The sequence below is a fragment of the Kitasatospora sp. NPDC091335 genome (genome assembly GCF_044757205.1).
Lineage (GTDB): Bacteria > Actinomycetota > Actinomycetes > Streptomycetales > Streptomycetaceae > Kitasatospora.
Genome location: NZ_JBIVUM010000001.1, coordinates 454,202 through 469,612 on the forward strand (window position 1 = coordinate 454,202; position 15,411 = coordinate 469,612).

Annotated in this window: 7 protein-coding genes; 5 read left to right on the forward strand and 2 right to left on the reverse strand. The window is 72.2% G+C overall.

What is annotated here, in order from left to right:
* Positions 1-54 precede the first annotated feature (54 nt).
* Positions 55-1,023, reverse strand: coding sequence for a phosphatase PAP2 family protein (locus tag ACIQOW_RS02050; RefSeq protein WP_401078698.1), 969 nt, complete (start codon positions 1,021-1,023; stop codon positions 55-57).
* Between the two features lie 317 nt (positions 1,024-1,340).
* Here ACIQOW_RS02050 and pulA point away from each other — a divergent pair, with 317 nt between their 5' ends.
* From pulA to ACIQOW_RS02065, 3 genes are all read left to right on the forward strand, one after another.
* Positions 1,341-6,860, forward strand: a complete 5,520-nt coding sequence (pulA, locus tag ACIQOW_RS02055; protein WP_401078701.1) for a pullulanase-type alpha-1,6-glucosidase — start codon at positions 1,341-1,343, stop codon at positions 6,858-6,860.
* Positions 6,861-7,491: 631 nt separating this feature from the next.
* Positions 7,492-9,825: a M4 family metallopeptidase gene (locus tag ACIQOW_RS02060; protein ID WP_401078704.1), complete on the forward strand. Its 2,334-nt coding sequence runs from the start codon at positions 7,492-7,494 to the stop codon at positions 9,823-9,825.
* 251 nt (positions 9,826-10,076) lie between these two features.
* Complete coding sequence (locus ACIQOW_RS02065) at positions 10,077-11,831, forward strand: carbohydrate-binding module family 20 domain-containing protein (RefSeq protein WP_401078706.1); 1,755 nt, start codon at positions 10,077-10,079, stop codon at positions 11,829-11,831.
* A 66-nt stretch (positions 11,832-11,897) separates the two neighbouring features.
* On the opposite strand, the gene ACIQOW_RS02070 is transcribed toward ACIQOW_RS02065, so the two are convergent.
* The gene (locus ACIQOW_RS02070) at positions 11,898-12,641 is read right to left on the reverse strand and encodes an SDR family oxidoreductase (protein WP_401078709.1); all 744 of its coding nucleotides are present in this window, start codon (positions 12,639-12,641) and stop codon (positions 11,898-11,900) included.
* 412 nt (positions 12,642-13,053) lie between these two features.
* Between ACIQOW_RS02070 and ACIQOW_RS02075 the strand changes: the two genes are divergently transcribed.
* Complete coding sequence (locus tag ACIQOW_RS02075; RefSeq protein WP_401078712.1) at positions 13,054-14,124, forward strand: alpha/beta hydrolase; 1,071 nt, start codon at positions 13,054-13,056, stop codon at positions 14,122-14,124.
* A gap of 399 nt (positions 14,125-14,523) precedes the next feature.
* Positions 14,524-15,336 carry a hemerythrin domain-containing protein gene (locus tag ACIQOW_RS02080; protein WP_401078715.1) on the forward strand — a complete coding sequence of 271 codons (813 nt, stop codon included), beginning with the start codon at positions 14,524-14,526 and terminating at the stop codon, positions 15,334-15,336.
* Positions 15,337-15,411 lie beyond the last annotated feature (75 nt).

Genomic DNA, 15,411 nt, shown 5'->3' on the forward strand with positions numbered 1-15,411 from the left:
CCGCCCCGGACATGCGGAAGGGGCCCCACCGGGGCCCCTCCGAGGTCTCGCGGGTCAGCGGCGCGCGGTGCTGACCGCGGGCTCGCTCCACTGCTCGGGGACGGTGACCGGCTGCTCGGCAGCCGTCTCCCTGGCGGGCACCCTGGGCAGTCGGTAGACCCACTCGTGGTACAGCCAGCGGGCGGCGAGGAAGCCCACGGCCAGGCAGAGTTCGCCGCCGACGGCGTCCATCCAGAAGTGGTTGGCGGTGGAGACGATGACCACCAGGGTGGCGGCCGGGTACAGCAGGCCGAGCGCCCTGACCCACGTCCGGCGGGCCAGGAAGAAGATCGCCAGGCCGCACCACATCGACCAGCCGATGTGCATCGAGGGCATCGCCGCGTACTGGTTGGAGACGTGCGCGGCGGGGCCGGAGGCCATCGAGCCCCAGGTGCCGTGGACCTTCACGGTGTCGATGAAGCCGCCGTCGGTCATCAGCCGGGGCGGGGCCAGCGGGAAGAAGTAGAAGCCGACCAGGGCGATCCCGGTGGTGACGAACAGCACGGTGCGGGCCGCGACGTAGCGTCCGGGGTGGCGGCGGTAGAGCCAGACCAGCACGCCGATCGTGATGACGAAGTGCAGCGTCGCGTAGTAGTAGTTCATCCCCGTGATGAGCCAGCCGACGCCGTCCACGGCGTGGTTGACCGAGCGCTCGACGGCGATGCCGAGGTGCTGCTCCAGCTCCCAGATCCAGCGCGTGTGCTTCTGGGCTATCGCTTCCTGTTCGGGAACCGCGTTGCGCACGATCGAGTAGATCCAGTAGCTGATCCCGATCAGCGCGAGCTCGAACCAGATCCGCGGCCGGGCCGGCGACCGGCGCTGCGCGTGGATGCGGCCGCGCAGGGCGGCGGTACGGGACTGCGCGGCGCGGGTGGCTCCGTCGGGCAGGCGGCCGGGGACGGCCGTCACCGCTTCGGAACCGCCACCGCTGGCCGCGTCGGCGCGCCCGGCGCCGGCTCGCTGGATCTCGGTCGGTTCCCCCATGGGGGCCAAGTCTGCCAGACCACTCGTAGCCGTCTGCTCATCCTCTGGAAGTGGATTCTTCACCGGCTGTCCCCCTTGAGGGCTAGGGGCCGGCGCCCACCGGGGTAGGGGGTGCTCTGAGGTTTGGTGCGTACCGGTGGAGCGGACATACGTTCCATTGTCACGCCCGTCGCTCCGGGGGAGTAATCGGGGTGCCGGGAGACGGTCCACCACCTGGAACGTCCGGGCACGTAACGATTTCTGCATCTTGCTGAAACATATTGCAGGCCGCTAGCTTCCTGGGAAATCGATCGCCCCTTCCCCTAAGGGAGCCCTCAGTGGCCGATGTCCCGCTCCGCCCCCGACGGAGCACGTCCCGACGAACCACCGGCCGGCGCAGACCGCCGGGCCGCACGGCCGTGCTGCTGGCCGCCGCACTGACCGCCGCCACCCTCGGGGGCGCCCCCGCGGCCCTCGCCGCCGCCCCGCCGGCCCCGCCCTCGGACGCCGCCCTCGCGGCCACCGCGGGGCGGCACGACCTCACCCGCGAGCAGTTCTACTTCGTCCTGCCCGACCGCTTCGCCAACGGCGACGGGGCCAACGACACCGGCGGCATCACGGGCGGGCGGCTGGAGAACGGCTTCGACCCCGCCGACCGGGGCTTCTACCACGGCGGCGACCTGGCCGGACTGATCCGGAAGCTCGACTACGTCCAGGACCTCGGCACCACCGCGATCTGGATGGCGCCGATCTTCCGGAACAAGCCGGTGCAGGGCAGCGGGGCCGAGGCCTCGGCCGGCTACCACGGCTACTGGATCACCGACTTCACCCAGGTCGACCCGCACTTCGGCACCAACGAGCAGCTCAAGGAGCTGATCGCCAAGGCGCACGCCCGCGGCATCAAGGTCTTCTTCGACGTCATCACCAACCACACCGCCGACGTCATCGACTACGCCGAGAAGCAGTACGGCTACCGCTCGGCCGGCGCCTACCCGACGCTCGACGCGGACGGGAACCCGGTGGACGAGACCGCCGTCGCCGACGCGGGCACCCCCTGGCCGAGGACCGGCAAGGACTCCTTCCCCTACACCCCGGTGTTCCGCAGCCCGGCCGACGCCGGGGCCAAGACCCCGTCCTGGCTCAACGACCCCGCGCTCTACCACAACCGGGGCGACTCGACCTTCGCCGGCGAGTCCGCCACCGAGGGCGACTTCAGCGGCCTGGACGACCTCGACACCCAGAACCCCAAGGTGGTGAAGGGCTTCGAGAAGGTCTACCAGCAGTGGGTCAGGGACGCCGGCGTGGACGGCTTCCGGATCGACACCGTCAAGCACGTCAACATGGCGTTCTGGCAGCAGTGGGCGCCCGCGCTCAAGGACTTCGCCGCCAAGCAGGGCAACAAGAAGTTCTTCATGTTCGGCGAGGTCTACTCCGGCGACCCGGCGGTCACCTCGCCGTACGTCACCAAGGGCAGGCTCCAGGCCACCCTGGACTTCCCGTTCCAGGGCGCGGCCCGTTCCTACGTCTCGCAGGGCGGCTCGGCGCGCAACCTCGCCGACGTCTACGCCCAGGACTACCGCTACACCGGCGCCGACACCGACGCGTACGAGCTGCCGACCTTCCTCGGCAACCACGACATGGGCCGCTTCGGCTCCTTCCTGCTCGCCGACAACCCGGGCGCCGACGAGGCGACCCTGCTGAGGAAGGACCGGCTCGGCACCGAGCTCCAGTTCCTCACCCGCGGCCAGCCCGTCGTCTACTACGGCGACGAGCAGGGCTTCACCGGCGCGGGCGGCGACAAGGAGGCCAGGCAGGACCTGTTCGCCTCGAAGACGGACTCGTACAACGCCGACCGGGTGCTCGGCGGCCCCTCGGGCCCGGCCGACCGGTACGGGCAGGGCGGCGAGCTCTACCAGGGCATCGCCGGGCTGGCCAGGCTGCGCCGGGACAACCCGGCCCTGGCCGACGGCGCCCAGATCGAGCGGTACGCCGCCGACGGCGCCGGCGTGTACGCCTTCTCCCGGATCGACGCGGGGCAGCAGGTCGAGTACCTGGCGGCGGTCAACAACGCCACCGAGCCGAAGACCGTCACGCTGGACACCTTCTCGGCGGGGATGGGCTTCGACCGGATCTTCCCGGCTGCCGGAGAGCGGCTCACCAGCGGCGCCGACCGCAGGGTGACGGTCACCGTGCCGGCGCTGTCCTCCGTGGTGTTCAAGGCCGGCGGCAGGCTCGCGGCCGCGAACGCCGCACCGCAGCTCTCGGTGCAGCCGCCGGCGGACGGCGCGACCGGCCTGGTCACGGTCGGTGCCAGGACGGACGGCGGCTTCAACCGGGTGAGCTTCGCCGCCCGGATCGGCAACGGGCCCTGGCAGACCCTGGGCACCGCCGACACCGGGAAGTACCTGGTCACCCAGGACCTCGGCGCCGTCGCCCCCGGCACGGTGGTGCGCTACAAGGCCGTCGTGCAGGACTCCGGCGGCCGGCTGCGCTCCGCCACCGCGAGCTTCACCACCGGCACCCCCGCGCCGAAGCCGGCACCCACCGCCGGTTCCCGCCCGTACGCCGTCGTCCACTACAACCGGCCGGACGGCGACTACGACGGCTGGAACCTCTACGCCTGGGGCGACCTCGCCGACGGCGAGACCACCCCGTGGCCGGCCGGGCACGGCTTCACCGGGCGGGACGCGTACGGCGCCTTCGCGTACGTGCGGCTCAGGCCCGGCGCCTCGGACGTCGGCTTCGTCGTGGAGAAGGACGGCGTCAAGGACGTGGACGCCGACCGGCACCTCGACGCCGGCAGCACCGGCGAGGTGTGGCTCGGGCAGGGCGACCCGGCGGTGCGCACCACGAACCCCGGCCCGCCCGACACCCAGCCCGCGGACACCGCCGTCGTCCACTACAACCGTGCCGACGGCGAATACGACGGCTGGGGCCTGCACGACTGGACCGGCGCGGCCACCCCGACCGACTGGGGCAAGCCGCTGACGCCGGCGCGCCGCGACGCCTTCGGCGCCGTCTTCGAGGTGCCGCTGGCCCCCGGCGCGACCAGCCTCAGCTACATCCTGCACAAGGGCAACGACAAGGACCTGCCCACCGACCAGTCGCTGGACCTCGCCGTCACCGGCAAGGAGGTCTGGATCCTCGGCGGCCGGGAGGGCTACCTGCTGCCGCAGAGCCCGGCCGCCTCCGCGCAGGTGGACCTCACCGGCGCCAGGGCCCAGTGGATCGACGCGAGGACCGTCGTCGTCCCGGCGAACTACGGCGCGGGCGACGACGCCCTGGCCGGCGGCACCAGCGCCCAGCTGGTGTACGACCCCGAGGGCGGCATCCGGGCAGACAGGGGCGCGCTGACCAAGCCCGGCAAGTGGCTGCGGCTCACCCCGGCCAGGGGCGGGCTGACCGACGCCCAGAAGGCGAAGTACCCGCACCTGGCGGGCTACCGGGCCTTCACCGTGGACGCCAGGGACGCCGCCCGGGTGCCGGCCGCGCTGCGCGGCCGGCTGCTGTTCACCGAACACCTGCCCAGCGGCGCCGTCCTGGCCGCCACCGGGGTGCAGATCCCGGGCGTGCTGGACGACCTGTACGCCGGGCGGACCGCCAAGGTGGACTTCGGGCCGGCCTACTACCACGGCAAGGTGGCGCTCTCGCTGTGGGCGCCGACCGCGCAGGAGGTCTCCGTCCAGGTCTTCGACAGCGCCACCGGGGGCACCCCCAGGACGCTGCCGCTGAAGCGCGACGACGAGACCGGAGTGTGGGAAGTCGTCCGCGACAAGCGCGAGTTGGACGGCAGGTACTACCTGTACCAGGTGAAGGTCTGGGCGCCCTCGACGCAGCAGTCGGTGGTCAACACCGTCACCGACCCGTACTCGGTGGCGCTGTCCACCGACTCCCGGCGGAGCCTGGTCGCGGACCTCGACGCCGGGGAGCTCAAGCCGGAGGGCTGGGACGACCACGCCCGCCCGAAGGCCGTCCCGCCCGCGCAGCAGCAGATCCAGGAACTGCACGTCCGGGACTTCTCGGTCGAGGACCCGACCGTCCCGGCCGCCGAGCGCGGCACCTACCTGGCGTTCACCGAGTCGGACTCGGCGGGCATGCGGCACCTCAGGGAGCTGGCCGAGGCCGGGGTGACCACCGTGCACCTGCTGCCGACCTTCGACATCGCCACCATCCGGGAGAACCCGGCGGACCGGAAGCTGCCCGCCTGCGACCTCAAGTCCCTCCCGAAGGACGGCCCGGCGCAGCAGGAGTGCGTGGCGGCGGTGGCCGCCGACGACGCGTACAACTGGGGCTACGACCCGCTGCACTACAACGTGCCGGAGGGCTCCTACGCCACCGACCCCGCAGGAACGGCGCGGACCGTGCAGTTCCGGCAGATGGTGCAGGCGATGCACGCGGCCGGGCTGCGGGTGGTGCTGGACGTGGTCTACAACCACACCGCGGCCGCCGGCCAGGCCGAGCACTCGGTGCTGGACGAGGTCGTCCCCGGCTACTACCAGCGGCTGGACGCCAACGGCAAGGTGACGACGGACAGTTGCTGCGCCGACACCGCGCCCGAGCACGCCATGATGAACCGGCTGGTGGTCGACTCGGTGACGCTGTGGGCCCGCGAGTACAAGGTGGACGGCTTCCGCTTCGACCTGATGGGCCTGGACCCGAAGTCCACCATGCTGGACGTCCAGGCCGCGCTGCGGAGGATGACGCCGGACTCGGACGGCGTGGACGGGAAGAACGTCCTCCTCTACGGCGAGGGCTGGAACTTCGGCGCGGTCGCCGACAACGCCCGCTTCGAGCAGGCCACCCAGCAGAACATGGCCGGCACCGGCATCGCCACCTTCGACGACCGGATCAGGGACGCCGCCCGCGGCGGCAACTTCATGCTGGACTCCGCCCCGCAGCAGGGCTTCGCCTCGGGCCTGTACACCGACCCGAACGGCTCGGCCGCGAACGGCACCCCGGAGGAGCAGAAGGCCGGGCTGCTGCACCGGATGGACCAGGTGAAGGTCGGGCTGACCGGCAACCTGGCCGGCTACGCCTTCACCGACAGCTCGGGGAAGCCCGTCACCGGCGCCGGGGTCGACTACAACGGCGCCCCGACCGGGTACGCCGCCAAGCCCGGTGAGGCGGTGGAGTACGTGGACGCCCACGACAACACCGACCTCTTCGACGCGCTCGCCTACAAGCTGCCGACCGGCACCGCGCCCGCCGACCGGGCCCGGATGCAGGCGCTCGGGCTCTCGCTGACCGTGCTCACCCAGGGCGCGGGCTTCGCCCAGGCCGGCAGCGACCTGCTGCGCTCCAAGTCGCTGGACTCCAACTCCTACGACTCGGGGGACTGGTTCAACGCGATCCACTGGGACGCCTCGGCCGGCAACGGCTGGGGGCGCGGCCTGCCGACGGCGGAGGACAACCGGTCGCAGTGGCCGGCCGCCGCGGCCCTGCTGGCGGACCCTCGGCTGACCGTCGGCGCGGCCGACATCGGCGCGGCCTCGGCGCAGTACCGGGAGTTCCTGCGGATCAAGCGGTCCTCCCCGCTGTTCTCGCTGCCCACCCTGGACGCCGTCCAGCAGCGGCTCTCCTACCCGCTCTCCGGCACCGCCGGTGAGACGCCGGGGGTGATCACCCTGCACCTGGACGGCACCGGGCTGGCGGGGGCGGAGAAGGGCGTCACGGTGGTGTTCAACGCCACGCCCACGGCGCAGGCGCAGACCGTCCCGGCGCTGAAGGGCACCGGCCAGGCGCTGCACCCCGTCCAGGCGGGCGGGGCGGACCGGGTGGTGCAGCGGTCCGGCTTCGACGCCGGGACCGGGACCTTCACCGTGCCGGGCCGCACCGTGGCGGTGTTCGTCCAGCACTGATTCGTCCGGTACCGACTCGTCCGGCGCCGAATCCTCCGGCGCCGATGCGTCCGGTACTGATTCGTACACCCTGACAACTCCCGGGCTCCGTACCACTGTTCAGTCGGTACGGGGCCCGGTCGCGGTCCGGCCGGGGTCGGTTCCGTTCCGGCCGGACAATGGCCGGAAAGCGTCAGTGGCACGGCCGGAACTGTGATGTGCCGGGCCTGCCGGGCGCTGTCGGCCACCCGCCGGTGCCGACACCGGCCCTGAGTGCTGGTCACCGACCTCCGGTGGTGATCGAACTTCACCCGGGGCATGAAAACCGTGTTCACGAGTTTGCCGTGGGGTAACACAACTGACGAACAGTCCTCCATACGGTTTCGGTAATGAATCGGCCAATCCATGGCATGCATCTGTCATCAACGGCTGGTTTGCTGCCACGATTCCCCCGGCTGTAGACGAGGGGACCCCACCCCCCGGTGCGGCCGGTCCAGTTCAGGTGCAGCGCGTCCCGACCCTGCGAACGAGTTGTGAGCACCGCATCCGCACTCCCGTCGTACCCGGCGGGGGCCCCCACTGCGCCGCAATCCAGCGGCCCAGGTTTCTCTCCACCGTGCGCGACCCAGCGCCGGTCGGAAAAGGAGTCCGCATGTCCCGTTACGCTCACACCCGGAAGGCGGCGGTTGTCATGGCCGCCTCCACCGCGCTGCTGGTGACCGGCATACCGGTCATCGCCCAGGCGGCCACGCCGGACGCGCCGGCCGCCGTCGCGGCCCAGCAGGCGAACCGCGCCCAGCTGATCTCCGCGGCGAACCAGCAGACCGCCTCCCTCGCCCAGAGCCTGGGCCTGAGCGGCGAGGAGAATCTGGTCACCAAGGACGTCATCCAGGACGCGGACGGCACCCGCCACCTGCGGTACGAGCGCACCCTCAACGGACTGCCCGTCCTGGGCGGGGACCTGGTGGTGCACCAGGCGCCCACCGGCGCGACCAAGAGCGTCGACCGGGCCAGCACCGCCTCGCTGAGCGGCGTCGGCACCACGCCGAAGCTGGCCGCGCCGGCCGCCCAGTCGGCCGCGCTCGCCGCCGAGCAGGGCACCGCGGTCGAGACCGCGCCGCGCCTGGTGGTCTGGGCCTCGGACAACAGCCCCCGGCTCGCCTGGGAGACCGTCGTCGCCTCCACCAAGGCCGACGGCACCCCGAGCAAGATGCACGTCGTCACCGACGCCACCAGCGGCCAGGTCATCCAGCAGTGGGACGGCATCGAGACCGGCTCCGGCAAGGGCGTCTTCGTCGGCAACGTCACCATCGGCACCACCCAGTCCGGGTCGACGTACCAGATGAAGGACGGCGCCCGCGGTGGGATGTACACCACCAACCTGAACCACGGGACCTCGGGCGCCGGGACGCTGTACAGCAAGTCCACCGACACCTGGGGCGACGGCACCGTCAGCAACGGCGAGTCCGCCGCGGTCGACGCCCACTTCGGCGTCGCGGCCACCTGGGACTACTACAAGAACACCTTCGGCCGCAGCGGAATCCGCAACGACGGGGTCGGCGCCTACAGCCGCGTCCACTACGGCAACAACTACGTGAACGCGTTCTGGGACGACTCCTGCTTCTGCATGACGTACGGCGACGGCTCCAACAACACCGCGCCGCTCACCGAACTGGACGTCGCGGGCCACGAGATGAGCCACGGCGTCACCTCGGCCACCGCCAACCTGACCTACTCCGGTGAGTCCGGCGGCCTCAACGAGGCCACCTCGGACATCTTCGGCACCATGGTCGAGTTCTCCGCCAACATCCCGACCGACAACCCCGACTACCTGATCGGCGAGTTGATCGACATCAACGGGAACGGCACCCCGTTGCGCTACATGGACAAGCCGTCCAAGGACGGGGCCTCGGCCGACTACTGGTCCTCCACCGTCGGCAACAAGGACGTCCACTACTCGTCCGGCGTCGCCAACCACTTCTTCTACCTGCTGTCCGAGGGCAGCGGCGCGAAGGTGATCAACGGCGTCAGCTACGACTCGCCGACCCAGGGCAACATCGCGGTCACCGGCATCGGCCGGGACAAGGCGGCGGCGATCTGGTACCGCGCGCTGACCACCTACATGACCTCCAACACCAACTACGCCGCGGCGCGCACCGCGACGGAGAAGGCGGCCACCGACCTGTACGGCGCCGGCAGCGCCGAGCTGGCCGCCGTCGGCACCGCCTGGGCGGGTGTCAACGTCGGCACCGCGCCCAACCCGGGCGGCGTCACCGTCACCAACCCGGGCAACCAGTCCACCGCCGTCGGCGGCGCGGTCAACCTGTCGATCAAGGCCTCCGGTGGCACCGCCCCGCTGTCCTACACGGCCACCGGGCTGCCCACCGGCCTGTCGATCAACGCCTCCACCGGCGTGATCACCGGGACCGCGAGCACCGCGGGCACCTACAACGTGACCGTCACGGCGAAGGACTCGGCCGGCAAGACCGGGACGACCAGCTTCACCTGGACCGTCTCGACCGGTGGCGGCGGCTGCACGCCGGCGCAGCTGCTGGGCAACGCGGGCTTCGAGTCGGGCACGGCCTCGCCGTGGACGGCCTCCAGCGGTGTGGTGGACAACAGCACCTCGCAGGCGGCGCACGGTGGTTCGTGGAAGGCGTGGCTGAACGGCTACGGTTCCACGCACTCGGACTCGCTGTCGCAGACGGTGAGCATCCCGGCGGGCTGCACGGCGACGCTGAGCTTCTGGCTGCACATCGACACCGCGGAGTCGGGCAGCACGGCGTACGACAAGCTGGCCGTGACGGTGAACGGCACCGCGCTGAAGACGTACTCCAACGTGGACGCCGCGGCCGGCTACCAGCAGCGGACCTTCGACCTGTCGGCCTACGCGGGCCAGACGGTCACCCTGAAGTTCGCCGGGACCGAGGACGCCTCGCTCCAGACCAGCTTCGTGATCGACGACACCTCCATCCAGACCGGCTGAGCCCGGGCCGGCTCCTGACGGGCCGGTGAACCAGGACAGGTGAGGGGCCCGGCGGCCACGGCTGCCGGGCCCTTGTCGTGCGCTCCGGCGGACCGTGGCGCGGAGAACGTGCCTCCCGGGGCGTGAGCGAGGCCTTGACGGCTCCTGCGGGCGCCTCTAGGTTCGGCGCTGCAAGTTTCCGGCAAATTGCAGAAAATTCCTGCACACTTCGCCCTCCGGCTGCCCCACCCCAGCCACCCTCAGGAGACGACGTGGTCACCACCGCCCCCACCCGCCGGCCCAACCGGTCCCGCCGGCCCGCCCGTACGGCCGGTGCGCTCGCCGCCTCGGCGGCGCTCGCGCTCTCGCTCGGCACCTCCCTCGGCGCCCCCGCCGCCCAGGCCGCCCCGCCCGCGAACAACGGCAAGGACGTCACCGCCACCCTCTTCGAGTGGCGCTTCGACTCCGTCGCCCAGGCCTGCACCTCCACCCTCGGCCCCAAGGGCTACGGCTTCGTCGAGGTCTCCCCGCCGCAGGAGCACATCCAGGGCCCGCAGTGGTGGACCTCCTACCAGCCGGTCGGCTACAGGATCGCCGGACGGCTCGGCGACCGCACGTCCTTCAGGAACATGGTCGCCACCTGCCACGCGGCCGGGGTCAAGGTGATCGCCGACGCGGTGGTCAACCACATGTCGGCGGGCTCCGGCACCGGCACCGGCGGCACCGCGTACACCAAGTACGCCTACCCGGGCACGTACCAGGACCAGGACTTCCACGGCTGCCGGCGGGCGATCGGCAACTACCGGGACCGGTCCGACGTCCAGAACTGCGAACTGGTGAACCTCGCCGACCTGGACACCGGCAGCGCGTACGTCCGGACCACCATCGCGCACTACCTGGACGACCTCGCCTCGCTCGGCGTCGACGGCTACCGGATCGACGCCGCCAAGCACATCGCCGCCGCCGACCTCGCCGCGATCAAGGCCGCGATGGCCAACCCCGGGGCCTACTGGGTCCAGGAGGCCATCTACGGCGCCGGCGAGCCGGTCCAGCCCGGCGAGTACACCGGCACCGGGGACGTGGACGAGTTCCGGGTCGGCACCGACCTCAAGCGGGTGTTCACCACCGGCAAGCTCGCCGACCTCAGCGGCTGGGGCGCCTCCTGGGGCTACCTGCCGAGCGGCCAGGCGCGCAGCTTCGTCGACAACTGGGACACCGAGCGCAACGGCTCCACGCTCGACTACACCTACGGCAGCACCTACACCCTGGCCAACGTCTTCCTGCTGGCCTCGCCGTACGGCGCCCCCAACGTGTACTCCGGCTACGCCTTCACCAACAAGGACGACGGCCCGCCCAACGGCGGCACCGTCAAGGCCTGCTACCAGGACGGGTGGAACTGCACCCACGCCTGGCGGCAGGTCGCCAACATGGTCGGCTTCCGCAACGCGGTGGCGGGCACCGGGGTCACCGACTGGTGGTCCGACGGCGCCGACGCGATCGCCTTCGGCCGCGGCAACAAGGGCTACGTCGCGATCAACCGCGGGAGCGGCGCGGTCACCCGGGCCTTCCAGACCGGGCTGCCGGCCGGCACCTACTGCGACGTCCAGCACGGCGACCCGCAGCCGGGCGGCGGCTGCACCGGCCCGACGTACCAGGTCGGCGCCAACGGGCAGTTCACCGCGACGGTCGGCGCGGGCGACGCGGTCGCGCTGTACGTCCAGGGCGGCGCGAGCGTCTCCGGAGCCTCGTTCAACGTCAACGCCGCCACCTCGTACGGACAGAACCTCTTCGTGGCCGGCGACGTCGCGGCGCTCGGCGGCTGGGACCCGGCGAGGGCGCTGCCGCTCTCCTCGGCCGGCTACCCGGTCTGGTCGCTGGCGCTCTCGCTGCCGGCCGGCACGTCCTTCCAGTACAAGTACGTCCGCAAGGACGCGAGCGGCGCGGTGACCTGGGAGTCGGGCGCCAACCGGACGGCGACGGTGCCCTCGGGCGGGACGGTCACGCTGAACGACACCTGGCGGGCATAGCCCCCGGCGCTGGGCCCCGGCCGACAGGTGCCGACTGGGGCCCCTCGCGCGTTGCGAGGCCGCCGGCTACCCCCGGCCGACGTACGGCATGGCCGTCGCCATCACGGTGGCGAACTGCACGTTGGCCTCCAGCGGCAGCCCGGCCATGTGGCGCACGGTGCGCGCCACGTCGGCCACGTCCATGGTCGGCTCGGGGGCGATCCGGCCGTCCGCCTGCCGGACGCCCGCGCTCATCGCCGCCGTCATGTCGGTCGCCGCGTTGCCGATGTCGATCTGCCCGCAGGCGATCCGGTACGGGCGGCCGTCCAGCGACAGCGACCTGGTCAGGCCGGTGACGGCGTGCTTGGTCGCGGTGTAGGCGATCGAGTGCGGGCGCGGGACGTGCGCCGAGATCGAACCGTTGTTGATGATCCGGCCGCCCTGCGGCTCCTGTGCCCGCATCTGCCGGAACGCGGCCCGGGCGCACAGGAAGGCGCCGGTCAGGTTGAGGTCGACCACGGCCCGCCAGTCCTCGACGGCCAGCTCCTCCACCGGGACGGCCGGGCCGAAGGTGCCGGCGTTGTTGAACAGCAGGTCCACCCGGCCGTGGCGCCCGGCGGCCGCGGCGAACAGCGCGTCCACCGCGTCCGGGTCGGTGACGTCGGTCGGCACCGCGTCGGCCGGGGCAGCGCAGAGCCGGGCGGTCTCGTGCAGCGGGCCCGGCCGTCGGCCGGCCAGCACCGTCCGCCAGCCGGCCGCGGCGAGTTCGACCGCCACGGCCCGGCCGATGCCGCTCCCGGCTCCGGTGACGACGGCGATCCGCTGGTTCATGGCGTCCTCCTCGATGGCTCTTCCCGGTTGTCCCGGGAGCGATCGTTCCGGATCCGCGGGCCGCCGTCACCGGTCGGACCGCCCGGAAGCCGGAGGGTCGGGCGGCGGGCGCCGATCCGGGCGCGGATTCGGACGCCGACCGTGGCCCCCGCCGATCGGCCCCCGCCGTCCGGGGGGAGTGGCGGAGGCCTTTACCCGATCGCGAACAAACATTGGATTTCCGGTGGCCACCGCGCAACCGGCCCGCCCCGGTCCACGTCATAAGATCGCAGGAAGGCGCACCCCCGCGAGGGGCGGCGCGCCGCACCCCGGGGGACGCACCAGCGCCGTGCCCCCGGCATGTCCGGCCCCACCGGGGGGCCGCCGCCCGGCCAGACGGACCGGGCGCGACATCGGTCGGAGAGTCCTCACCGTGCTTAGGCAGTCGTCCCGTTCCCGTGCCGTCCTGTCCGGTGCCGCCGTGCTCGCCCTGGCCGCCTCGCTCGCGGCCTGCGGGAGTTCCGGCGGAGAGAAGGGGGACAGCGCCAAGGCGAACACCACCGCGGCCGGGACCGCCAGCTCCTCGGGCAGCTCGTCGGGCAGCCCGAGCGCCACCGGCACCACCCCGTCCGCGGCCGCCAGTACGCCCCCGGCCGCCGCCGGCAAGGTGCTGATGCCGACCGGGCCCGCCGCCAACCTCACCAAGTCCAGGGACACCGGCGCCGGCCCGATCCTGATGACCAAGGTGACCGGAGCCAAGTCCGGCGTCACCGGCCAGGTCTGGGTCTGGCTGCCGCCCGAGTACAACGACCCCAAGTTCGCCAAGACCGGCTTCCCGGTGCTCACCCTCTTCGCGGGCGGCCAGAGCAACGGCTACAACACCTGGACCGACAACCAGCTGCCGATCCAGGAGGAGAACGAGCGGCTGGTCAAGGAGGGCAAGGCCCACCCGTTCATCATGGTGATGCCGGTGCAGAACTTCACCAGCGACGAGAAGAACGCGCTGGACTGCTCCGACATCCCGGGCCAGGCCAAGATGGGCACCTGGATGGCCGAGGACATCCCGGACTTCGTCCGCGCCAACTTCCGCACCGTGAAGGGCCGCGACGGCTGGGGCGTGATGGGCGCCTCCACCGGCGGCTTCTGCAGCGCCAAACTCGCCCTCCAGTACCCCCAGGTCTACAAGGCCGCGGTGCCGATCGACGGCTACTTCGCCCCGGACTCGCTGCTGTGGAAGGGCCACGACGCGGAGAAGGCCGCCAACAGCCCCGAGACGCTGGTCACCCAGGGCAAGGCCGACGTGAGCATGCTGGTCACCGCGGGCGGCGCCAACCCGTACGAGACCAAGCTGGTCAAGGCCTGGGTGGGCAAGGCGGTCCCGCCGCTGAGCCTCGAGTACCACGAGCAGCCCGGCGGCAAGCACCTGACCTCGGACTTCAAGAAGATGATCCCGGACACCCTGGTGTGGCTCACCGCCCACCTCGCGGGACCGGCGGCCGACTGAGGCCCCCGCCCGCACCCGTACCGCCGGTGCCGGAGGCGCGTTCGCGCTCCCGGTGCCGGCGGTCTCGTTCTCCGGCGCTCCCGGGCTGCGGGGCTGCGGGGCTGCGGGGCTCCTCGGGATCTCCGGGCGCTCCTTCGGCGTCTTCGGGTGTCCCTCGGCGTTCCCCGGCGTTCCCCGGCGTTCCCCGGCGTTCCCCGGCGTTCCCCGGCGTTCCTCCGGCGTCTCTCCGGCGGCCCGTGGCCGGTCCGGCGCCGTGCCGCCGTCCGTCCGTCCGCAGGGCCGTGACCTGCGCGTCAATCGGACATTGATTCGCTTCTGATCGACTGCGAGCACCTTGGCTGGGGCGGTCCTCGACCGGCCGCCGCCACCCGCCGTGCCCCAAGCCGTGAAGAGAGTGCCATGCCGATCCACCTGGTGCCCCAGCCCGCCCCCACCGTGCCCGTCGAGGGCCACTCCGGAGCCGACTCCCTGGGCGCGGACGCCTACGGCCTGGCCCCGGAGGACGAGCCGGTCACCCTGCGGTTCTCCGGGCTGCGCCTGGTGTACGCCGCGCTGCGCCGGGACCTCGCCCGGCTGCCCAACGCGCTGCGGCTGCTCCAGCCCGACGAGGACGACAAGGGCGAGGCGCTGCTGCGGCACTGGAACTTCATGACCGCGATGCTCACCTGCCACCACGAGCAGCAGGACACCAGGCTCTGGCCGATCGTGCGCCGCTTCGCCCCCGAGCTGAGGCTGCTGCTCAACTGGCTGGAGGACGACCACCACAACCTGGACCACTCCTTCACCCGGGTCACCACCCTGGTGCGGATCGCCAGCCGGGACGCCGGCAGCGCCTGGCCGGTGGCGTACGCGGTGGAGGACCTGTCGGCCCGGCTGGAGACCCACCTGCGGATCGAGGAGCGGCAGTTGCTGCCCCGGATGGAGCGGGTCGTCGCCGAGGGCTCCCGGCTCGGCGGGCTGGGCGAGCTGCTGGACCTGCTGCGGCTGGCCGACGGCCCCGGCATGGCGGACGCGCTGGCCTGGCTGCTGGAGGGCGTGGAGCCCGCGCTGGTCGAGCGGCTGCTGGCCGAGTGCGACGACGACGTGGCCCGCAACTGGCCGCACTGGCACGCGACCTACCAGCGCTGCACCGCGCCGCTGTGGGGGCCGGCGGACGCTCCGGCCGGCCGGGCCGGCCGTGGCTTCGACGGCCTGGGGGGCTTCGCCGACTGACGTCGGGGCGCTTTCACGGCCCGTTGTTCTACGCGCATGGCATGAGTCGGACGGACGAGCCTCCGGCAGCCGCCG